This is a genomic window from Mycolicibacterium komossense (assembly GCF_025822605.1).
Lineage (GTDB): Bacteria > Actinomycetota > Actinomycetes > Mycobacteriales > Mycobacteriaceae > Mycobacterium > Mycobacterium komossense.
Genome location: NZ_JACKTY010000048.1, coordinates 1 through 19,602, shown reverse-complemented (window position 1 = coordinate 19,602; position 19,602 = coordinate 1). Strand labels below are relative to the sequence as shown.

Annotated in this window: 16 protein-coding genes; 7 read left to right on the top strand and 9 right to left on the bottom strand. The window is 66.2% G+C overall.

What is annotated here, in order from left to right; translation table 11 throughout:
- The first annotated feature begins 36 nt into the window (after nucleotides 1–36).
- Nucleotides 37–1,479, top strand: coding sequence for a neutral zinc metallopeptidase (locus H7J73_RS28750; protein ID WP_308207452.1), 1,443 nt, complete (start codon nucleotides 37–39; stop codon nucleotides 1,477–1,479).
- Here the strand turns inward: H7J73_RS28750 and H7J73_RS28745 are convergent.
- From H7J73_RS28745 to H7J73_RS28735, 3 genes are all read right to left on the bottom strand, one after another.
- The gene (locus H7J73_RS28745) at nucleotides 1,476–2,222 is read right to left on the bottom strand and encodes an MspA family porin (RefSeq protein ID WP_264071227.1); all 747 of its coding nucleotides are present in this window, start codon (nucleotides 2,220–2,222) and stop codon (nucleotides 1,476–1,478) included. The genes H7J73_RS28750 and H7J73_RS28745 overlap by 4 nt on opposite strands.
- A gap of 106 nt (nucleotides 2,223–2,328) precedes the next feature.
- Nucleotides 2,329–3,186 carry a Vgb family protein gene (locus H7J73_RS28740; protein ID WP_435405596.1) on the bottom strand — a complete coding sequence of 286 codons (858 nt, stop codon included), beginning with the start codon at nucleotides 3,184–3,186 and terminating at the stop codon, nucleotides 2,329–2,331.
- The gene (locus H7J73_RS28735) at nucleotides 3,183–5,786 is read right to left on the bottom strand and encodes a glycosyltransferase family 1 protein (RefSeq protein WP_264071226.1); all 2,604 of its coding nucleotides are present in this window, start codon (nucleotides 5,784–5,786) and stop codon (nucleotides 3,183–3,185) included. Before H7J73_RS28735 ends, H7J73_RS28740 begins: the two co-directional genes overlap by 4 nt.
- A gap of 215 nt (nucleotides 5,787–6,001) precedes the next feature.
- On the opposite strand from H7J73_RS28735, the gene H7J73_RS28730 reads away from it, so the two are divergent.
- Entirely contained in the window at nucleotides 6,002–8,089 is a 2,088-nt protein-coding gene (locus H7J73_RS28730; RefSeq protein WP_264071225.1) for an alpha-1,4-glucan--maltose-1-phosphate maltosyltransferase, read from the top strand.
- A gap of 25 nt (nucleotides 8,090–8,114) precedes the next feature.
- The gene (glgB, locus tag H7J73_RS28725) at nucleotides 8,115–10,316 is read left to right on the top strand and encodes a 1,4-alpha-glucan branching protein GlgB (RefSeq protein ID WP_264071224.1); all 2,202 of its coding nucleotides are present in this window, start codon (nucleotides 8,115–8,117) and stop codon (nucleotides 10,314–10,316) included.
- A 9-nt stretch (nucleotides 10,317–10,325) separates the two neighbouring features.
- Here the strand turns inward: glgB and H7J73_RS28720 are convergent, their stop codons facing one another.
- Genes H7J73_RS28720 through H7J73_RS28710 form a run of 3 tightly spaced genes read right to left on the bottom strand, consistent with a single transcriptional unit; the run spans nucleotide 10,326 to nucleotide 12,900 of the window.
- Nucleotides 10,326–11,258: a tetratricopeptide repeat protein gene (locus tag H7J73_RS28720; protein WP_264071223.1), complete on the bottom strand. Its 933-nt coding sequence runs from the start codon at nucleotides 11,256–11,258 to the stop codon at nucleotides 10,326–10,328.
- Nucleotides 11,259–11,271: 13 nt separating this feature from the next.
- A complete protein-coding gene (locus tag H7J73_RS28715; RefSeq protein ID WP_435405598.1) occupies nucleotides 11,272–11,655 on the bottom strand; it encodes a DUF3817 domain-containing protein in 384 nt (127 codons plus the stop codon).
- 51 nt (nucleotides 11,656–11,706) lie between these two features.
- Complete coding sequence (locus tag H7J73_RS28710; protein WP_264071221.1) at nucleotides 11,707–12,900, bottom strand: acetyl-CoA C-acetyltransferase; 1,194 nt, start codon at nucleotides 12,898–12,900, stop codon at nucleotides 11,707–11,709.
- 93 nt (nucleotides 12,901–12,993) lie between these two features.
- Here H7J73_RS28710 and mce point away from each other — a divergent pair, with 93 nt between their 5' ends.
- Nucleotides 12,994–13,467, top strand: coding sequence for a methylmalonyl-CoA epimerase (mce, locus tag H7J73_RS28705; RefSeq protein WP_264071220.1), 474 nt, complete (start codon nucleotides 12,994–12,996; stop codon nucleotides 13,465–13,467).
- 26 nt (nucleotides 13,468–13,493) lie between these two features.
- Here mce and H7J73_RS28700 read toward each other — a convergent pair whose 3' ends face one another.
- Entirely contained in the window at nucleotides 13,494–13,787 is a 294-nt protein-coding gene (locus H7J73_RS28700; protein ID WP_264071219.1) for an Rv1322 family protein, read from the bottom strand.
- Between the two features lie 18 nt (nucleotides 13,788–13,805).
- Nucleotides 13,806–14,477 carry an endonuclease NucS gene (nucS, locus tag H7J73_RS28695; protein ID WP_264071218.1) on the bottom strand — a complete coding sequence of 224 codons (672 nt, stop codon included), beginning with the start codon at nucleotides 14,475–14,477 and terminating at the stop codon, nucleotides 13,806–13,808.
- Nucleotides 14,478–14,524: 47 nt separating this feature from the next.
- Between nucS and H7J73_RS28690 the strand changes: the two genes are divergently transcribed.
- Nucleotides 14,525–16,141 carry an adenylate/guanylate cyclase domain-containing protein gene (locus tag H7J73_RS28690; protein WP_264071217.1) on the top strand — a complete coding sequence of 539 codons (1,617 nt, stop codon included), beginning with the start codon at nucleotides 14,525–14,527 and terminating at the stop codon, nucleotides 16,139–16,141.
- Here the strand turns inward: H7J73_RS28690 and glsA are convergent.
- Nucleotides 16,138–17,427 carry a glutaminase A gene (gene glsA, locus H7J73_RS28685; RefSeq protein ID WP_264071216.1) on the bottom strand — a complete coding sequence of 430 codons (1,290 nt, stop codon included), beginning with the start codon at nucleotides 17,425–17,427 and terminating at the stop codon, nucleotides 16,138–16,140. The genes H7J73_RS28690 and glsA overlap by 4 nt on opposite strands.
- A gap of 89 nt (nucleotides 17,428–17,516) precedes the next feature.
- On the opposite strand from glsA, the gene H7J73_RS28680 reads away from it, so the two are divergent.
- Together H7J73_RS28680 and H7J73_RS28675 are read left to right on the top strand one after the other, a co-directional pair.
- A complete protein-coding gene (locus H7J73_RS28680; RefSeq protein ID WP_264071292.1) occupies nucleotides 17,517–19,010 on the top strand; it encodes a DNA-3-methyladenine glycosylase 2 family protein in 1,494 nt (497 codons plus the stop codon).
- Nucleotides 19,007–19,498: a methylated-DNA--[protein]-cysteine S-methyltransferase gene (locus tag H7J73_RS28675; RefSeq protein WP_264071215.1), complete on the top strand. Its 492-nt coding sequence runs from the start codon at nucleotides 19,007–19,009 to the stop codon at nucleotides 19,496–19,498. The genes H7J73_RS28680 and H7J73_RS28675 overlap by 4 nt, the downstream gene beginning before the upstream one ends.
- Nucleotides 19,499–19,602 lie beyond the last annotated feature (104 nt).

The window sequence follows — 19,602 nt, the reverse complement described above, 5'->3', positions numbered from 1 at the left end:
GGGGCTATCCCACCTGAATCCGAGAGGGGGCGAGCGGTGCGGTCGAATCTGCCACACCTGGGCCGACTGTTCGCCGCCGCCGCGGTGTGCCTCCTCGCGTCCTGCTCGACCACCCTCGAGGGCAAACCGGTATCGATGTTCGCCGACCCCTTCAGGGTGGCCGGTATGCAAGCCGTCGACGGTCCGACCGGTCTGCGACCGGACGCCAAGCCCGCGACCCGCCAGGTCGACGGGACGGACGGCGGCCAGATCGACCACGTCGGCGGTGAGGCCGTCAGCGATATCGAGGAGTTCTGGGCAACCGCCTACAGCCAAGCGTTCCCCGGCCAGTTCAGTCCCGTCGACAAGGTGCTGTCGTGGGACGCCAACGGCTACGACGGGGTCTTCTGCGAAGAGGGCACCTACGGGCTGGTCAACGCCGGCTTCTGCCCGCTGGACCGGTCGATCGGCTGGGACCGCGGCGAACTCTTCCCCGCGCTGCAGCGGGCGAACGGCGACATGGCGATCACGATGGTGCTGGCCCACGAGTACGGCCATTCCGTGCAGAAACAGGCCAACCTGAACAAGCGCGGTACCCCGACCCTGGTCAGAGAACAGCAGGCCGACTGTTTTGCCGGTGTGTACATGCGCTGGGTCGCCGAGGGCAATTCCAGCCGATTCACCCTGAGCACGGGCGACGGGCTCAACACCCTGCTGGCCAGCATGATCTCGTTCCGCGATCCCCTGCTCAGCGATGAGGACGTCGGCGGCGGTGACGAGCACGGGTCGGCGTTCGAACGGATCTCGGCGTTCCAGTTCGGTTTCACCGACGGAGCCTCGGCGTGCGCGGCGATCGACGCCAAGGAAGTCGCCCAACGGCGCGGCGACCTGCCCATCGAACTGCAGCAGGATCAAACGGGCGAATGGCCGGTGTCCGAAGAGTCGGTGCGCGCGGTCATCGATGCGATGAACAGCCTCTTCACTCCGGCGCGGCCTCCGACGCTGAGCTTCGATGCCGCTTCGGCCGCAACCTGCCCCGACGCCCGGCCGAGTCCGCCGGCATCGTTCTGCCCGGCCACCAACACCATCTCCGTCGACCTGCCCGGGTTGGAAGAGCTCGGCGCCGCGGGTGGGGAGGACCAGAGTTCGGTGCTCTCCGGCGACAACACGGCGTACTCGGTGCTGATGTCGCGCTTCATGATGGCGATCCAGCATCAGCACGGCGGCCTGACGCTGGACACCGCGGAAGCGGGCCTGCGCACGGCCTGCCTGACCGGGGTGGCCACCACCAAGTTGACCAGGGAAGTCACCACCCCCGACGGCAATACCGTCGCCCTGACCGCGGGCGACCTCGACGAGGCGGTGGCCGGACTGCTCACCAACGGCCTGGCCGCAGGCGATGTCAACGGCGAACCCGTGCCCGCGGGCTTCTCCCGCATCGACGCATTCCGCATCGGCGTGCTCGGTGACGAGGAACGGTGCCTGAAACGGTTTCCCTAAACCACTTTCGTGACACCGTAGTACGCCAGGATCGCGTCGGACACCCGCGTCGAGCGGGTCAGGAACGCATACGAGCGGATGAACGACTGTCCGACGCAGCCGTCGATCTTGATCCGGAAGCCCTGCACCATCACCCAGGGATCGGCTCCGGTGAATTCCTTCTTGCTGACCGGGACGATATTGATGATGCCCGGTTTCAGACCGATCGTGATGGCACCGCCGAGGTTGCCGCCGATGTTGGGAAGAACCCCGTCGGGCAAGGGGGTGACGACGTCGGTGCCGAGGATGCCGAGCGAGGCGTTGACACCCGCGTTTGCGGCCAGCGAGACGCCGTTGGACGTGCTCATATCGATGCCGCAGCCGATCTGGTAGCCGACTTCCAGCGTGCCGTGCGGTGGGTCGGATTCGTCGGGACCGCTCATCGCGCCGTTGAAGGTTCCCCCCACCTCATATTCGCGCGAAGACACCGCCGTGGTCAGCGGGGCGATCGCCCGCTGGGTCTCGTCTTTAGCGGATACCTTCAGCACCCAGTTATCCGGCGCTTTCAGCGTCGCCGGCGGGGAGGACTCGACGCGGCCGTCATCGACAGGTGGTACCGCGGCGGCAGGATCAACGGGCGTGGCGCCGGCGGCGTCAACCGCGACGAGGTCGGGGTCCGGATCAGCTGAAGCCGGCCCCGCGCCCCCGAGAAGCAGCGCACCCGCCGCCAGCACCGCGGCACACCGCCCGAGAACCGAAGCCATCACGTTGACGTCCTCCGCGGGCGCCCCCCTGTGACCGTGGCCCCGATGCCACCGTCTATGACGTCCCTTCCTGGAACCTACAACGGATGGTCAGGCGCGGAGACGGTCAGGTGGGTAGCCGGATGACGAATCCGACTTCGAGCGCCACCCAGAGCGCACCGCCGCTTCCAATGGCCAGGCCGTGAGGCTCACTGCCAGCCGGCAGGTCCATGGTGGTGATCTCGCCGTCACCGCTGACGCGGGCGATCTGGTCACCACCCCACAAGCTCACCCAGACCCCGTCTGCATCATCGGCGACGACAGCGTGTGGGCGGCCCGGGAGGTCGATCTCCTGGATGGCGTCGTGCAGCGGGATCCGGCCGAGCTTGTCAGCGCGGACCTCGGTGAACCACACCGCATCATCGTGGGTGGCCGCGATCCCGACCGGGCCGGCGTTGCGGGTGGGCAGTTCCCGGACGGTCAGCCCCGACGACCGCCCGGTCAACGCCAGCCTGCCGATCGCGTTGCGCTGGTTGAGGGTGAACCACAGCGCGCCGTCCGGCCCGGTGATGACCATCGACGGCATCCCTCCGACGACCGTCTCGTCGGACACCTCGCCGTCGAGACTGATCCGGCCGACGGTGCCCAGCGCCGTCGTCGTGAACCACAACGCCTCGTCCGGGCCGGTGCAGATCCCGTACGGCGCGCTCTGCGGGGTGAGCGGGAACCGGGTCAGCTCACCGGCCATGGTGATCCGTCCGATGCTGTGCTCACCGGCGCAGGTGAACCACATCGCGGCGTCGGGCCCCGCGGTGATGATCGAAGGTTTGGCGTCCGGCGCCACGTCGAAGAGCGTCACCTCGCCGGTATCGCCGATGCGCGCAATCTGGCCACTGTGCACCAACGTCGCCCACATCGCCTGGTCCGGACCGGTAGCCAACGCGTACGGGCCGCCGTCGAGAACAACCGTCAATGCGTCGCTCACGCCAACGCGACCAGGCCGAGCTCGCTGTCCGCGGACAGCAGGTTGTCATGGGGCAGCACCCGGACGGTGTAGCCCACCGAACCCGCGACCGGCAGCGGCGTCGAGGTCTTGAAGATGTCCACCCCGTCACCGCTTCCGGCGTACGCCATCGGCACCGTGATGGGATCGACCAGCGCATCCCCGCTGTCGACCCGGCCCAGCACGGCCTGGACGACGACCTCGTCGGGGCGCAGTCCGGCCAGCTGCACGGTCGCCGTCAGCGTCAGCTCAGACCCCAGCAGCGGGGTGTCCGGCAGGCCGGTGCTGTCGACGTCGGTGATCTCGATCTTCGGCCAGGCCGCCTCGACCCGTTTGCGGTACGCGGCCAGCTCGCGAGCGGCGCCGAAGGGCCCGCTGTGCGCCCCGGCGACACCCGCACCGACAGTCGCACGCAACGACCGCGCGGCGGGCCCGTAGTACATCTGGGTGTAGTCACGGACCATGCGCGAGGCCAGCACCTTGGGGCCCAGCGTCTGCAGGGTGTGCCGGACCATCTCGACCCAGCGGTTGGGCACACCCCGATCGTCGCGGTCGTAGAACCGCGGCGTTACCGCCTCCTCGAGCAGGCTGTAGAGCCCCGCGGCCTCGATATCGTCGCGGCGGTTCTCATCGACCAGACCGTCGGCCGTCGGGATCTCCCAGCCGTTCTCGCCGTCGTACCACTCATCCCACCAGCCGTCGCGGATGGACAGGTTGAGACCGCCGTTGAGCGCGCTCTTCATGCCTGAGGTGCCGCAGGCCTCCAACGGTCGCAGCGGGTTGTTCAGCCAGACGTCGCAGCCCCAGTAGAGCAGCCGCGCCATCGACATGTCGTAGTCGGGTAGAAAGGCGATCCGGTGCCGCACCTCGGGGCGGTCGGCGAATTTGACCACCTGCTGGATCAGCGCCTTCCCGCCGTCGTCGGCGGGATGCGATTTGCCCGCCACGATCAACTGGATCGGCCGCTTCTCGTCGAGCAGCAATTTCTCCAACCGGTCGGGATCACGCAACATCAGCGTCAGCCGTTTATAGGTCGGGACCCGCCGCGCGAAACCGATGGTCAGCACGTCTTTGTCGAAAGCCGTCGCAATCCAGCCCAGCTCGGCGTCGGAGGCGCCGCGTTCAAGCCAGGACCGACGCAGCCGCGCCCGGACATCCTCGACCAGCAGTTCCCGCAGCTGGGACCGGATCCACCACATGTGGCCAGGGTCGACCTGCTGGACCTTCACCCAGGTGGCGGGCTCGGACAGTGAAGCCAACCCCTCGTCGCCGGCCAGCTCGCGAGCCAGTTCCAGCCATTGGGGGGCGGCCCAGGTCGGAGCGTGCACGCCGTTGGTGATCGAGCCGATCGGCACCTCGCCGGGGTCGAAGCCCGGCCACAGCTCGTTGAACATCTCCCGGCTGACCTTGCCGTGCAGCAGCGACACCCCGTTGTGGCGCTGCGCCAGCCGCAGGCCCATGTGCGCCATATTGAATTTCGAGGGGTCGTCCTCGGCGCCGAAGGCCAGGATCTTCTCCAGCGGAACACCGGGCAGCAGCACCGTCGAGTCGCCTTCGCCGAAATAGCGGCGCACCATCTCGACCGGGAAGCGGTCGATACCCGCGGGCACCGGTGTGTGAGTGGTGAACACCGTGCTGGATCGGACCACGGCCAGCGCGGTATCGAAATCCAGCGCCGAACCCGTCATGTACTCGCGGATGCGTTCGGCGCCGAGGAATCCGGCGTGGCCCTCGTTCATGTGGAAGACCTCGGGTGCAGGCAGCCCTTCGATCTCGGTGAACGCGCGGATGGCCCGCACACCGCCGATGCCGGCCAGGATCTCCTGTTTGATCCGGTGTTCCTGATCGCCGCCGTAGAGGCGATCGGTGATCCCCCGCAGCTCGTGCTCGTTCTCGGGGATATCGGAATCCAGCAGCAGCAGCGGCACCCTGCCGACCTGCGCGATCCAGATCCGGGCGTGCAGCCGCGCCGAGTCCGGTAGCGCCAGCGACACCAGAGCCGCCGCCCCGGTGGCATCCGTCAGCAGGCGCAGCGGCAAACCCTGCGGATCCAGTGACGGGTAGGTCTCGTGCTGCCAGCCGTCGGCGGTCAGCGACTGACGGAAGTAACCCGACCGGTAGTACAGCCCCACGGCGATAAGCGGCAAGCCCAGGTCCGAGGCTGATTTGAGGTGATCGCCCGCGAGGATGCCCAACCCGCCGGAATAGTTCGGGAGTACCTCGGCAACGCCGAACTCCATCGAGAAGTACGCGATCCCCGTCGGCATGTCCTCGCCGGCGCTCTCCTGCTGCTGGTACCACAACGGCCGACTCAGATAACCGTCGAGATCCGCAGCCAGCGCGTCGAGGCGTTCCAGGAATCCGTGATCGGCGGCCAGCTCGTCGAGGCGGGCGGGGCTGACCGCGCCCAGCAGTTCGACCGGATCTCCTCCAGACTGCACCCAGAGGGTCCCGTCGATTGTCCGGAAGAGGTCCTGCGTGGGTTTGTTCCAAGACCATCGCAGATTTATCGAGAGGCGTTCGAGTGCCGCGAGGCGATCGGGAAGGTGGGCACGCACTGTGAACCGGCGGAGGGCTTTCACCGGTTTCACCCTACTGACCGTGTGCGGGCCCCGCGGCCGGTCTCCGAGGAGACGCAGAGAGGTGACGCTGGTGCTTCCGGTCCCGCGCAGTGAACCCGGCCACTACGGTGTGAGTAGGGCCCGAAGTGGTTAACCGGCGTATTGACAACCTTTGGTAAGACCGCAACAACACCGCGCGGTAGTTCCGCGCCATAGACCTCATGAGGAGAGCTCGGGTGCCCGGTCGTATCGAGATCGATGACGTCCAACCCGTCGTATCCGGCGGAAAGTTCCCGGCGAAGGCGGTCGTCGGGGAAGTGATCCCGATCTGCGCCACCGTCTGGCGTGAGGGCCACGACGCCGTCGCGGCCACCTTGGTGGTGCGCTATCACGGCGCCGCCTATCCACAACTGGTTCCCGGACCGGCCAAACTGGCGGAGTCTCCGCAGGCCGTACCGATCGAGACCATCGTCTCGCCCACACCGCGGATCAAGCCGCAGCTGTTGTCGATGTCGCCGGGCCGCACCCCCGACGTTTTCCACAGTCAGTTCGCCCCCGATACCGCGGGCCTGTGGACCTTCCGGGTGGACGGCTGGGGCGATCCGATCAGCACCTGGCGCCATAATGTCACCGCCAAACTGGAGGCGGGACAGAGCGAATCGGAGTTGGACAACGACCTGTTGGTCGGTGCCCGCCTGCTGGACCGCGCGGCCACCGGCGTGCCGCGCCAGATGCGCTACCCCTTGATCGAGGCGGCACAGACCTTGCGCACGCCGGGTGACCCGTACACCAGGGCGGGCGCAGCGCTGGCGCCCGAAGTGACCGCGCTGCTCGCGGACTATCCACTGCGTGAATTGGTCACTCGTGGTGACCAATTCGGCATCTGGGTAGACCGCCCGCAGGCCCGGTTCTCGTCCTGGTACGAACTGTTCCCCCGGTCGACCGGCGGCTGGGACGGCGAGGGCAGGCCGGTCCACGGCACCTTCGCCACCGCCACCAAGGGCTTGCCCCGCATCGCGAACATGGGTTTCGATGTCGTCTACCTGCCCCCGATCCATCCGATCGGCAAGATCCACCGCAAGGGCCGCAACAACTCCGTGACGGCAGCACCGGGTGACGTCGGGTCGCCGTGGGCTATCGGCAGCGACGAGGGCGGCCATGACGCCCTGCACCCGGAGCTCGGCACCCTCGAGGATTTCGACGAGTTCGTGGCCACCGCAGAGGACCTCGGCATGGAGGTGGCACTGGACCTGGCGTTGCAGTGCGCGCCCGATCATCCCTGGGCCAAAGACCACCGGCAGTGGTTCACCGAGCTGCCCGACGGCACTATCGCGTATGCGGAGAACCCGCCGAAGAAGTACCAGGACATCTACCCCCTCAACTTCGACAACGACCCGGCCGGCCTCTACGAGGAAGTGCTGCGCGTCGTCCTGCACTGGATTGACCACGGCGTCAAGATCTTCCGCGTGGACAACCCGCACACCAAGCCGCCGGACTTCTGGGCGTGGTTGATCGGCAAGGTCAAGGCGGTCGACCCCGATGTGTTGTTCCTGGCGGAGGCGTTCACCCGCCCGGCGCGCCTCTACGGGTTGGCCAAACTCGGCTTCACGCAGTCCTACAGTTATTTCACCTGGCGGACGGCCAAGTGGGAGCTCACCGAATTCGGAGAGCAGATCGCCGAACACGCCGACGAGGCGCGACCAAATCTGTTCGTCAACACCCCGGACATCCTGCACGAGAGCTTGCAGTACGGCGGTCCCGGTATGTTCGCCATCCGCTCCGTGCTGGCCTCGACGATGAGCCCGCTGTGGGGGGTGTACTCAGGCTTCGAACTCTTCGAGCATCAGGCAGTGCGCGAAGGCAGCGAGGAGTATCTGGACTCCGAGAAGTACGAGTTGCGGCCCCGCGATTTCGACGGCGCCGTGACCCGCGGCGAATCGTTGGAACCATTCATCGCCCGGCTCAACGAGATTCGCAAGCTGCATCCGGCACTGCGCCAGCTGCGCACCATCACATTCCATCACCTCGACAATGACGCGCTGCTGGCCTACAGCAAGTTCGACCCCATCACCGGGGACACCGTCCTGGTGGTGGTGACGCTCAACCCATTCGGGCCCGAAGAGTCGACTCTGTGGTTAGACATGGCCGCGCTGGGTATGGAGCCTTACGACCGGTTCTGGGTTCGCGACGAGATCACCGGAGAGGAATATCAATGGGGCCAGGCGAACTACATCCGCATCGACCCGGCAAGGGCGGTCGCGCACATCGTGAACATGCCGCTGATTCCGAACAAACTGCGGGCGCCACTGCTGCGCCGCGAATGACCGTGCCAATGAAGGGAATCGCGCAATGACCCGCACCGAGATTGTCAGCAAGTACCTCGCCCCGGATCCGTCTGACCTGCATCGGCTGATCGACGGGGTGCATCACGACCCGCACTCGATCCTGGGCGCGCACGAATACGGCGACCACACGGTCATCCGGGCATACCGGCCGAACGCCGTGGAAGTGGTCGCGCTGGTCGGCGATGCCCGCTACCCGTTACAGCATGTCGACTCGGGGCTGTTTGCCGCCGCGCTGCCCTTTGTCAACCTGATCGACTACCGACTCGAAGTCAGCTACCCGACTTCGGACGGCACTCATACCCAGGTCGTCGCCGACGGCTACCGGTTCCTGCCCACGCTCGGCGAGGTCGACCTACACCTGTTCGCCGAGGGCCGCCACGAACGACTCTGGGAGGTCCTCGGGGCCCACCCGCGCGCCTTCACCACCGCCGACGGGCCCGTGACGGGTGTCTCCTTCGCAGTGTGGGCGCCAAATGCCAAGGGCGTCACTCTGATCGGCGAGTTCAACCACTGGAACGGTAATGAGGCGCCGCTGCGCGTGCTGGGCTCGACGGGCGTCTGGGAGCTGTTCTGGCCCGGCTTTCCCACCGACGGCCTTTACAAGTTCCGGGTGCACGGCGCCGACGGCAGCGTGATCGACCGCGCCGACCCGATGGCCTTCGCCACCGAGGTGCCGCCGCAAACTGCGTCACGGGTCAACATTTCCGGTCATCTTTGGCAGGACGCCGACTGGATGGCCGAGCGCGCGCAGAAGAACGCCGTCTTCGAGCCGATGAGCACCTACGAGGTGCACCTGGGTTCGTGGCGCCCGGGCCTGTCCTACCTGGAGATGGCCGACCAGCTCACCGACTATGTTGTGTCGCAGGGCTTTACTCATGTCGAGATGCTGCCGGTGGCCGAGCACCCGTTCGGCGGCTCGTGGGGATATCAGGTCACGTCGTACTACGCCCCCTCCTCCCGCTTCGGCACACCCGATGAATTCCGATACCTGGTCGACCGACTGCATCAGGCTGGCATCGGCGTGATCGTGGACTGGGTGCCGGCCCACTTCCCGAAGGACGTCTGGGCGCTGGGCCGCTTCGACGGCACCCCCCTCTACGAGCACGCCGACCCGCGTCGCGGCGAGCAACTCGACTGGGGCACCTACGTTTTCGACTTCGGCCGCGCAGAGGTCCGCAACTTCCTGGTCGCCAACGCGCTGTATTGGCTGCAGGAGTACCACATCGACGGCCTACGAGTGGACGCCGTGGCCTCGATGCTCTACCTGGACTACTCGCGGCCGTCCGACGGCTGGACACCGAACATCTACGGCGGCCGGGAAAACCTCGAGGCCGTCCAGTTCCTGCAGGAGATGAATGCCACGGTGCACAAGATCGCGCCCGGCATCGTCACCATCGCCGAGGAATCCACTTCTTGGCCCGGCGTCACGCGCCCGACAAACCTTGGCGGCCTTGGCTTCTCGATGAAGTGGAACATGGGCTGGATGCACGACACGCTGGACTACATCAGCCGCGACCCGATCTACCGCGGGTACCACCACCACGAGATGACATTCTCGATGCTGTATGCGTTCAGCGAGAACTACGTACTGCCGATCAGCCACGACGAAGTGGTCCACGGCAAGGGCACGCTGTGGAGCCGGATGCCCGGCAACGACCATGTCAAGGCCGCCGGGCTGCGCAGCATGCTGGCCTACCAGTGGGCGCACCCCGGTAAGCAATTGCTGTTCATGGGTCAGGAGTTCGGCCAACGCGCGGAGTGGTCCGAAGAGCGCGGCGTCGACTGGTACCAGCTCGACGAGAACGGCTTCTCCGGCGGCGTGCTGCGCATGGTGGCTGACATCAACGGGATCTACCGCTCACAGCGCGCGCTGTGGAGCCAGGACACCCGGCCGGAAGGGTATTCCTGGATCGACGCCAACGATTCGGCCAACAACGTCCTGAGCTTCCTGCGCTTCGGTGACGACGGATCGGTGATGGCCTGCGTCTTCAACTTCTCCGGCGCCGAACACAGTCGTTACCGGCTGGGGTTACCGCACGCCGGTCGTTGGCGCGAGGTGCTCAACACTGACGCCACCGTCTACAACGGGGCGGGCGCCGGGAACATGGGCGGCGTCGAAGCAACCGAGGAACCCTGGCACGGCCGCCCCGCGTCGGCGGTGCTGGTGCTGCCGCCGACGTCGGCGCTGTGGCTGGTGCCGGAATAGGTCGAGCGGTCAGTACAGCGCGTTCGCGAGGTTTCGGCGGGCCACGACGATATCGGGGTCGGCCGGATCGAAGATGTCGAACAACTCGATCACTCGAGTACGCACCGCGGTGCGCTCGTCGCCGGCGGTCCGTCGCACGAGCGCGATGAGCCGGTCGAACGCCGCCGCCACATCCTGATTGAGGATCTGAACGTCAGCAGCAGCGAAGGCGGCCTCGATATCGGCTGGTGCCGCATCCGCGATCGTCACTGCGTCGGGGCGCTGGGCGGTGGCGCGGAGCAGGAAACCGACCTGCCGTACGGCCCCTTTGGCTTCAGTGTTGCCGGGGTCGGCGTCGAGGATTGCCTGATAGGAGTCGCGGGCCGCCTCCAGGTCCCCGGCCTCCAACTGCTCGCGCGCCGCCGCGACAGCGGGATCGACCTCTTCGGGCTCATCGCCGTCAGCGCCCGCACCGAGCTTGCCGACGGTCGCCTTCAGCAGCGAGTCGACCCATTTGCGGAGCTGTTCGGGCGGCTGCATGCCCTCGAAGTTCGACAGTGGCTGGCCGCCGGCCAGGGCTACCACGGTCGGCACGGCCTGCACACCGAAGACCTGCGCCACCCGCGGTGAGGTATCCACGTTGACGGTCGCCAGGGCCCACGCGCGCCCCGGCTTGTCCAGGTCCTGGGCGGCCAGTGCCGAGAGGATTTCGCCGAGCTGGACCGATCCGTCGCTGCGCGGAGACCAGAGCAGAACGACCACCGGCACCTCGTTGGACCGGACCAGCACCTCGGCCTCGAAATTGGCCTCAGTTACCGCGATACCTACCGGGGGGCCGGCAGCACCTTCAGATGCCGCGCCCGGCTGCGCGGACGGTGGACGCTGTTTGAGTGCCGACAGATCGACAGCACCGGCCATGGAGGCCGCTATCGGAGAGACTGCGGGCTGGCGTGGTCGTGTCACACAGTCAAGTTTGTCACGGCTTGTCGGGTGTCGGTCCGCCCGGCCGGACAGCGGCGGTGGCGTCCTCGGATTCGCCGAGAATTCGCGCGCGATCAGCCCATATGAGGAAGATCACACTGCCAAGTGGGACGATGCTCGCCAGCAACGCCAGCAACCAAGTGCCGGTCGCCCACTTGTACGCGATACCGGCGAAGACGGCGGTGATGACGAACGCGATGAACACCAATCCGTGGGTCATCCCGAAGACCTTCACACCGATCTCCGTCCTGGGCGTGCCCAGGTACTTGAAATACATCCCGATCAGCAGTCCGACCCAACTGACCGCCTCCGCCAGAGCCACCAGACGGAATCGGCCGGCAGTCGTGCGGACGTCAAAAGTGCTCGTCATGGCAGCTATTCTGCCGGAACTCGCCGCCAGCTACTACATGGCGTAATAGTCGCGCGGGGCTCAGCCTGCCCGCAGCACCAGCGCGTCGCCCTGCCCGCCGGCGCCGCAGAGCGCAGCCACGCCGTACCCCGAGCCGCGCCGCTTGAGCTCAAGGGCAACGTGCAGCGTGATGCGAGCACCAGACATCCCGATGGGGTGCCCGACGGCGATCGCCCCACCGTTGACGTTGACCTTGCCCGGGTCGATGCCCAGTTCCTTCGTCGAGGCCAGCGAGACAGCCGCGAAGGCCTCGTTGATCTCGATGACGTCCAGTTGATCGAGCGAGATACCCTCGCGGGCAACGGCTTTCTTGATCGCGTTGGCCGGCTGGCTCTGCAGCGTGGAATCGGGGCCGGCCACCACTCCGTGTGCACCGATCTCACACAGCCAGTCCAGGCCCAGTTCCTGCGCCTTCTCCTTGTTCATCACGACGACAGCGCAGGCACCGTCGGAGATCTGCGAGGCGGAACCGGCCGTGATGGTGCCGTCCTTGCGGAAGGCCGGCTTGAGCCCGCCGAGTGAGTCGGCGGTGGTATTGGCACGGATGCCCTCGTCCTCGGTGAACTCGATCGGGTCGCCTTTACGCTGCGGGATGCTGACCGGAACGACCTCGTCGGCGAAGACGCCGTCCTTCCAGGCTGCGGCCGCCTTCTGATGCGATCCGGCCGCGTATTCGTCCTGCTCCAGGCGGGTGAACTTGTCGGTGTCGTTGCGCTGCTCGGTGAGCGCACCCATGGGCTGGTCGGTGAAGACGTCGTGCAGCCCGTCGTAGGCCAGGTGGTCGAGCACGGTGACGTCGCCGTACTTGTAACCGGCCCGGCTGTCCATCAACAGGTGCGGAGCTTTGCTCATCGACTCCTGCCCGCCGGCAACCACGACGTCGAACTCCCCGGCCCGGATCAGCTGATCGGCCAAGGCGATGGCGTCGATTCCCGATAGACACATCTTGTTGATCGTCAGCGCCGGAACGTCCCAGCCGATACCGGCGCCGACAGCGGACTGCCTGGCCGGCATCTGCCCGGCCCCGGCCGTCAGCACCTGGCCCATGATCACGTAGTCGACCAGCGACGCCGGCGACTCGCTGTTCGGGAAAGCCTTCTCCAGGGCCGCCTTGATGGCGATGGCGCCCAGATCCGAGCCGGAGAAATCCTTCAACGAACCCATCAGCTTGCCGATCGGGGTGCGCGCTCCAGCAACGATCACAGACGTCGTCATTTCTACCTCCAAGGCTTGGTGCGTATCGCTTCTTAACCGCTCAAGAAGCCAACTGCGAGAACAGTTATCTGCTCGTCAGGTTACCTTTACAGTATGACTGCCGAGCAGGTTGACGCCCGTCCCGTCCTGGCCACCGCTCTGGTAACTGCGATCGACCATGTCGGCATCGCGGTACCCGATCTTGAGGTCGCCAAGAAGTGGTATCACGACCACCTGGGCATGATCGTGCTGCACGAAGAGGTCAACGACGACCAGGGCATCGTCGAGGCCATGCTCTCGGTGCGCGGTGCTCCCACGGGCAGTGCTCAGCTTCAGCTGATGGCCCCTGTCGCCGAGACCTCGGCCATCGCCAAGTTCCTCGACAAGCGCGGCCCGGGCATCCAGCAGCTGGCCTATCGGGTGAGCGATATCGACGCGCTGACCGAGCGATTGCGCGAGCAGGGCACCCGGTTGCTCTACGACGAGCCTCGGCGCGGCACCGCGAATTCGCGCATCAACTTCATCCACCCCAAGGATGCCGGTGGCGTGTTGATCGAACTCGTCGAGCCCAACTCCGAAGGTCACTAGCCCGCTAAGCCCGGTCGGCCGGAGCGTCAAGACCACTTTCTCGTCGGGCCTCTCGTCGCCCGATGGGCCCAGCACGGCGTATGCCAGTGTCGGCGGTCCTCGACCGCCGACTCCCCGAGATCCGCCGCCCAGACCACCAGATGTGCTGTGCCTGGCCGGATTTCATGATCGCAACCGGGGCAGCGATAGACCTTGGTCGCACGTGCACCAGCGACCGACCGCACCTCGTAGTCGTATCCGTCCGGCCCAATCTCGATGCGGCGTTGCGACGGCAGCGGTCGCCTCGGCTGATGCCGGTCCGGTCCGCGACGCCTACCCATCAACTCAGCCGGCGCAGGTCAGAACAGCCGGAACTCGTCGTTATCCATACCGCGCATCTGATCGTAATCTAGTGTCACACAACGGATTCCACGATCGAGAGCCAGAGTGCGGGCCTGCGGTTTGATCTGCTGCGCGGCAAAGATCCCGGCGACCGGCGCGATCAGGGTGTCCCGGTTCAACAGCTCCAGGTAGCGGGTGAGCTGCTCCACTCCGTCGATCTCGCCGCGCCGTTTGATCTCGACGGCGACCGATCTGCCGTCGGCGTCACGGCACAACAGATCGACCGGCCCGATCGCGGTCATGTATTCACGCCGGACCAACGTGTAACCGGCACCGAGCAGCTCGACGTGCTCGGCCAGCAAGATCTGCAGATGAGCCTCGACACCGTCCTTGACCAGACCGGGATCGACGCCCAGCTCATGGCTGGAGTCGTGCTCGACGTCTTCGAGGGTGATCCGCAACTGCTCGCCGGCTTTGTTCTCCACCACCCAGACCGGCAGCGGACCGTCCGTCTTCTCGGTCAACCAGCACGGCGGACTCATCCAGTTCAACGGCTTGTAGGCACGGTCGTCCGCGTGCACGCTGACCGAACCGTCAGCTTTGATCAGCAGCAGTCGCCGTGCTGAGGGCAGATGCGCCGTCAGCCGTCCGACGTAGTCGACAGTGCACTGGGCAATAACGAGACGCACCCGAACCACCTTAGGGGGTGGGGCAGCCAGATTAGGCTGACGCCACCATGAAGTCCGACAGAACGCTGGCGCAGCGACTGGGCCGGGTCCTCGAGGCCGTGACGCGGCAGAGTGGCCGGCTGCCCGATACGCCGGAATACGGGTCCTGGCTCCTGGGCCGGGTGTCGGAGAGTCAGGGGCGGCGCCGGATCCGGATTCAGGTGATCCTGACGGCGGTCGTGCTGGTGGCGAACATGATCGGTATCGGGGTGACCCTGCTGGTCATCACCGTCGCGTTCCCGGTGCCGAATGTCTTCGGATCGAACGTCGGCTGGATCAGCTTCGTCCTCGCACCGGCCTACATCACAGGTGCGCTGATCGTCGGGATCTTCTGGGCCACCCGCAGGGTGATCACAAACGTCCGCTGGGCCATCGAAGAGCGCACTCCGACCGCCGTCGAACAGCGCAATACCTTCTTCGCCCCGTGGCGATTGACCAGGGTACTGCTGGCACTGTGGGGAGTGGGCACGATCCTGCTGACCACCGCCTACGGCCTCGTCGACCCGAACTTCATCCCGAAAGTCGCTCTGGGCGTCAGCTTTCCGGGGATCGTAGTGTCCGCGAGCTGCTATCTGTTCACCGAGTTCGCGCTGCGGCCGGTCGCCGCGCAGGCGCTGGAGGCAGGGCGGCCCCCGCGCCGGATCGCACCCGGCATCATGGGCCGGACGATGACGGTATGGGCCCTGGGCTCGGGGGTGCCGGTGCTCGGCATCCTGTTGGCGGCGACCATCACGTTGACCCTGAACAACGTCACGCCCACCCAGTTCACCGTCGCCGTGATGATTCTCGCGTTGTTCGCCCTGGTGTTCGGCTTCGTACTGATGTGGATCCTGTCGTGGCTGACAGCCACACCGGTGCGGGTGGTCCGCTCGGCCCTGGCGCGCGTTGAGCAAGGCGACCTGCGCAGCAATCTGGTGGTCTTCGACGGCACCGAACTGGGCGAGTTGCAACGCGGCTTCAACTCCATGGTGGCGGGCCTGCGGGAGCGGGAGCGGGTACGGGACCTGTTCGGCAGGCACGTCGGGCGTGAGGTGGCCGCCGCCGCCGAGCGGGTCCGGCCGAAGCTGGGCGGCGAAGAGCGCCATGCCGCAGTCATTTTCGTCGATATCATCGGTTCCACCGCGTTGGTCACCGGTCGGCCCGCAGCCGAGGTGGTGGCGCTGTTGAACCGGTTCTTCGCGATCATCGTCGACGAGGTGGACCGCCACCACGGGCTGGTCAACAAGTTCGAAGGCGACGCCTGTCTGGTGGTTTTCGGCGCGCCCATCCGCCTCGACCATCCCGAGGACGAGGCACTGGCGGCCGCCAGGTCGATTTCCGAACGCCTGGTCGCCGAGGTGCCCGAATGTGAAGCCGGAATCGGAGTGGCCGCCGGAACGGTGGTGGCGGGCAATGTCGGGGCGCACGAGCGTTTCGAGTACACGGTGATCGGCGAACCGGTCAACGAGGCGGCGCGGCTGTGCGAGCTGGCGAAGACCGTTCCCAGCCGGCTGTTGGCCTCATCGGCGGCGGTTCGCGGCGCGACCGAAGCCGAGGGCGCCCGCTGGGCGTTGGGAGAGACCGTCACCTTACGCGGCCACGACGAGCCGACGACGCTCGCGGTGCCCATCGAACAGCCGGCTTAACCGGACCGGTGGATGCCAACCCAGTTCTCCGCTGCCTTCACCGCGTCCTCGACATTGGTGAAGGCCACGGCGTCGAACTGGCGCTGCGTGCGGATCACCGCGCGGTCCGGGTCTACGAGGAACCCCGCTTTCCCTGACCGCCGCAGCGCAGCGCTCATACTGGCCAGGAGTTCGCGCGCCGGATCGTTGATGTTGTCCAGCCGCGACACGTCCAGCACAGCTGCCTCGAACCCGTCGGCTTCCCGGCTGACGGTCCGGATCACCTGCTCGGCGCCCGCGAACAGCAGGTCGCCGTGGATTTCGTAGACCCGCACGCTGTCGCTCGGTTCGTAGATCGCCCGGATCGTCGATCGCGACTCCCTGGTCACGGTGAGGAAATGCAGGCCGAGGCGTTGAGAGAGGCTGCGACACACGCGGACTCCGCGCACACTGTTGCCTTTGGCATCCAACGGCGGCGAGTACACGCCGATCCCCAGCTGGCCCGGCAGCACCGCGACGATACCTCCGCCGACACCGCTTTTCGCCGGCATCCCGACGGCACTCACCCAGTCCCCCGCGGCGTCGTACATCCCGCACGTCACCATCACGCTGAGGGTTCGCCGCACGACGAGCTCGTCGGTAACGCGGCGCCCGGTCATCGGGTTGATCCCGCCACGGGCCAGCGTGGCACCCATCCGAGCCAGATCTGTACTGGTGACCAGCAGCGAGCACTGCCGGAAGTACACGTCGAGAACCTCGTCAGGGTCCCCGTCGAGTACCCCGAAGCTCTCCAGCATGTAGGCAATCGCACGATTGCGGCTTCCGGTGTCCCTCTCGGAGCGATAGACGTCCTCGTCGATCTGCAGCGACCGGCCAGCGCACGCCGAATAGAACTCGCGGAGCCGCTCGAAACGTTCGTCGGGATCATCGCCGGGAATGAGTGAGGCCGCCGCGATCGCTCCGGCGTTGATCATGGAGTTCTTGGGAATCTTCGTCGTCGGGTCGACACTGATCTCGTTGAAGGCCTCACCTGATGGCTCGACGCCGATCTTGGCGTCGACGGCCGCTTCACCGAGTTGGTCAAGAGCAAGAGCGTAGGTGAACGGTTTCGAGATCGACTGGATGGTGAATTCGACTGCTGTGTCACCGGATTCGTAGACATATCCGTCGGACGACGACAACGACAGACCGAATCCAGCGGGGTCCACCCGAGCGAGCTCGGGGATGTAACTGGCCAGTGCCCCGTCCGTGACGCCGGCGTGCTCCTCGCGAATCTGGTCCAGATAGCGTTGCACCAGTTCGGCCACGTCCCGAACCTTAGCCGCTTGACGTGTCGTGGACTGCGATGTCGGTTTTCCGCCAGTCATGTCGGCAGCGTCGTGTAATCGTGGCTGTTGTGTACAAAGACTTCGACCGCTGCTATCGGGCTGTGCAATCCAAGGACGCCCGGTTCGATGGCTGGTTCGTGACCGCGGTCCTCACCACCGGCATCTACTGTCGGCCCAGTTGTCCTGTCCGGCCACCGTTCGCGCGCAATGTGCGCTTCTACCCGACCTCCGCCGCGGCTCAGCATGCTGGCTTCCGGGCCTGTAAACGGTGCCGCCCGGACGCCTCACCCGGCTCGCCGGAATGGAATGTCCGCGGGGACGTCGTCGCCAGGGCGATGCGGCTGATTGCCGACGGCACCGTCGACCGCGAGGGCGTCACCGGGTTGGCCGCCCACGTCGGGTACACCACCCGCCAGCTCGAACGGCTGCTGCAGTCCGAGGTCGGGGCGGGCCCGCTGGCGCTGGCTCGTGCACAGCGCAGTCAGACGGCGCGCGTGCTGATCGAAACCACCGACCTCCCCTTCGGCGATGTCGCCTTTGCCGCGGGGTTCTCCAGCATCCGGCAGTTCAACGACACCATCCGCGCGGTGTGCGACAACACTCCGACCGGTTTACGCCGGAAGGCAGCGGCACGCTTCGACCGCAGCACGGTCACTGCGGGCAGCGTGTCGTTACGGCTGCCGGTGCGTACACCGTTCGCCTACGAGGGCGTCTTCGGCCATCTGGGGGCGAGCGCAGTGCCTGGCTGCGAGGAGGTGCGCGACGGCGCCTTCCGCCGGACTCTGCGCCTGCCGCGCGGTAATGGGGTGGTCAGCCTGACCCCAGCACCTGACCATGTGGACTGTCTGCTGTTACTCGACGATTTCCGCGACCTCTCGACGGCTATCGCCCGAAGCCGCCGGTTGCTCGATCTCGACGCGGACCCGCAAGCGGTCATCGATGTGCTCGACTCGGACCCGCTACTTCGTGCGCTGGTCGCCAAGGCACCGGGGCAGCGTATCCCCCGCACGGTCGATGAGGCCGAGCTGGCGATCAGGGTGGTCCTCGGGCAACAGGTGTCGACCAAGGCGGCCAGGACGCATGCCGGTCGACTGGTCGCTGCGTACGGCAAACCTGTCGCAGACCCGATTGGCGGTCTCACCCATGCATTCCCCTCGGCGGAGGAGTTGGCGGACCTGGATCCGACGCACTTCGCCGGGCCGGCCGCGCGTCGGCGGGCATTGATTTCGATGATCCATGCGGTCGCCGACGGGGAGGTGGTCCTCGACGCCGGATGTGACTGGGACCGGGCCCGCCGACAACTCTTGGCGTTACCCGGCATCGGGCCCTGGTCAGCGGAGATCATCGCCATGCGCGGGTTCGGCGATCCCGACGCTTTCCCGGTCACCGATCTCGGTGTGCGAGCGGCCGCGGAACTCGTCGATCTGCCCCGAGATCTTCGGGCGCTGACCGAACATAGTGCCCGGTGGCGCCCCTGGCGTTCCTATGCGACGCAGTACCTCTGGACTGCACTAGATCACGATGTGAACCATTGGCCGGTGAAGGAGAAAGAGTCTGCATGACCCGCTACCGCACGATCGACAGTCCGATCGGCCTACTGACGCTCGCCGGCGAAGGGCCGGTGCTCACCAACCTTCGAATGGTCGACCAGACCTATGAGCCGAATCGCGACGACTGGCTGCTCGACGACCGCGCATTCCCCGACGCAGTCGAGCAACTCGATGCCTATTTCGCCGGGGAATTACACGAATTCGAGCTAAGGCTGGAATTCCGGGGAACCGAGTTTCAACGACGCGTCTGGGAGGCGCTGCAGACCATTCCCTACGGTGAAACACGATCGTATGGAGAAATTGCCGAACAAGTCGGATCGCCGTCCGCATTCCGCGCCGTCGGATTGGCCAACGGCCACAATCCGATCGCCGTCATTGTGCCCTGTCACCGCGTTATCGGCGCGAATGGCAGTCTGACCGGGTTCGGTGGCGGGCTCGATCGCAAGCGAGCCCTTCTCGCGCTGGAGCAGAACACAGCGAATTTAACGCTATTCGAGTGAGTGCAGAAATAGAAACACCCCCCACGGTGTGGGGGGTGTTTCTGTGTGTGTTCGGCGGTGTCCTACTTTTCCACCCGGAGGGGAAGTATCATCGGCGCTGACAG

Excerpts from the sequence above, each read along its gene's own strand:
- H7J73_RS28745 (WP_264071227.1), bottom strand. The coding sequence starts at position 2,222 with ATGGCTTCGGTTCTCGGGCGGTGTGCCGCGGTGCTGGCGGCGGGTGCG.
- glgB (WP_264071224.1), top strand. The coding sequence starts at position 8,115 with ATGACCCGCACCGAGATTGTCAGCAAGTACCTCGCCCCGGATCCGTCT.
- H7J73_RS28710 (WP_264071221.1), bottom strand. The coding sequence starts at position 12,900 with ATGACGACGTCTGTGATCGTTGCTGGAGCGCGCACCCCGATCGGCAAG.
- mce (WP_264071220.1), top strand. The coding sequence starts at position 12,994 with ATGACTGCCGAGCAGGTTGACGCCCGTCCCGTCCTGGCCACCGCTCTG.
- H7J73_RS28700 (WP_264071219.1), bottom strand. The coding sequence starts at position 13,787 with ATGGGTAGGCGTCGCGGACCGGACCGGCATCAGCCGAGGCGACCGCTG.
- H7J73_RS28690 (WP_264071217.1), top strand. The coding sequence starts at position 14,525 with ATGAAGTCCGACAGAACGCTGGCGCAGCGACTGGGCCGGGTCCTCGAG.
- H7J73_RS28675 (WP_264071215.1), top strand. The coding sequence starts at position 19,007 with ATGACCCGCTACCGCACGATCGACAGTCCGATCGGCCTACTGACGCTC.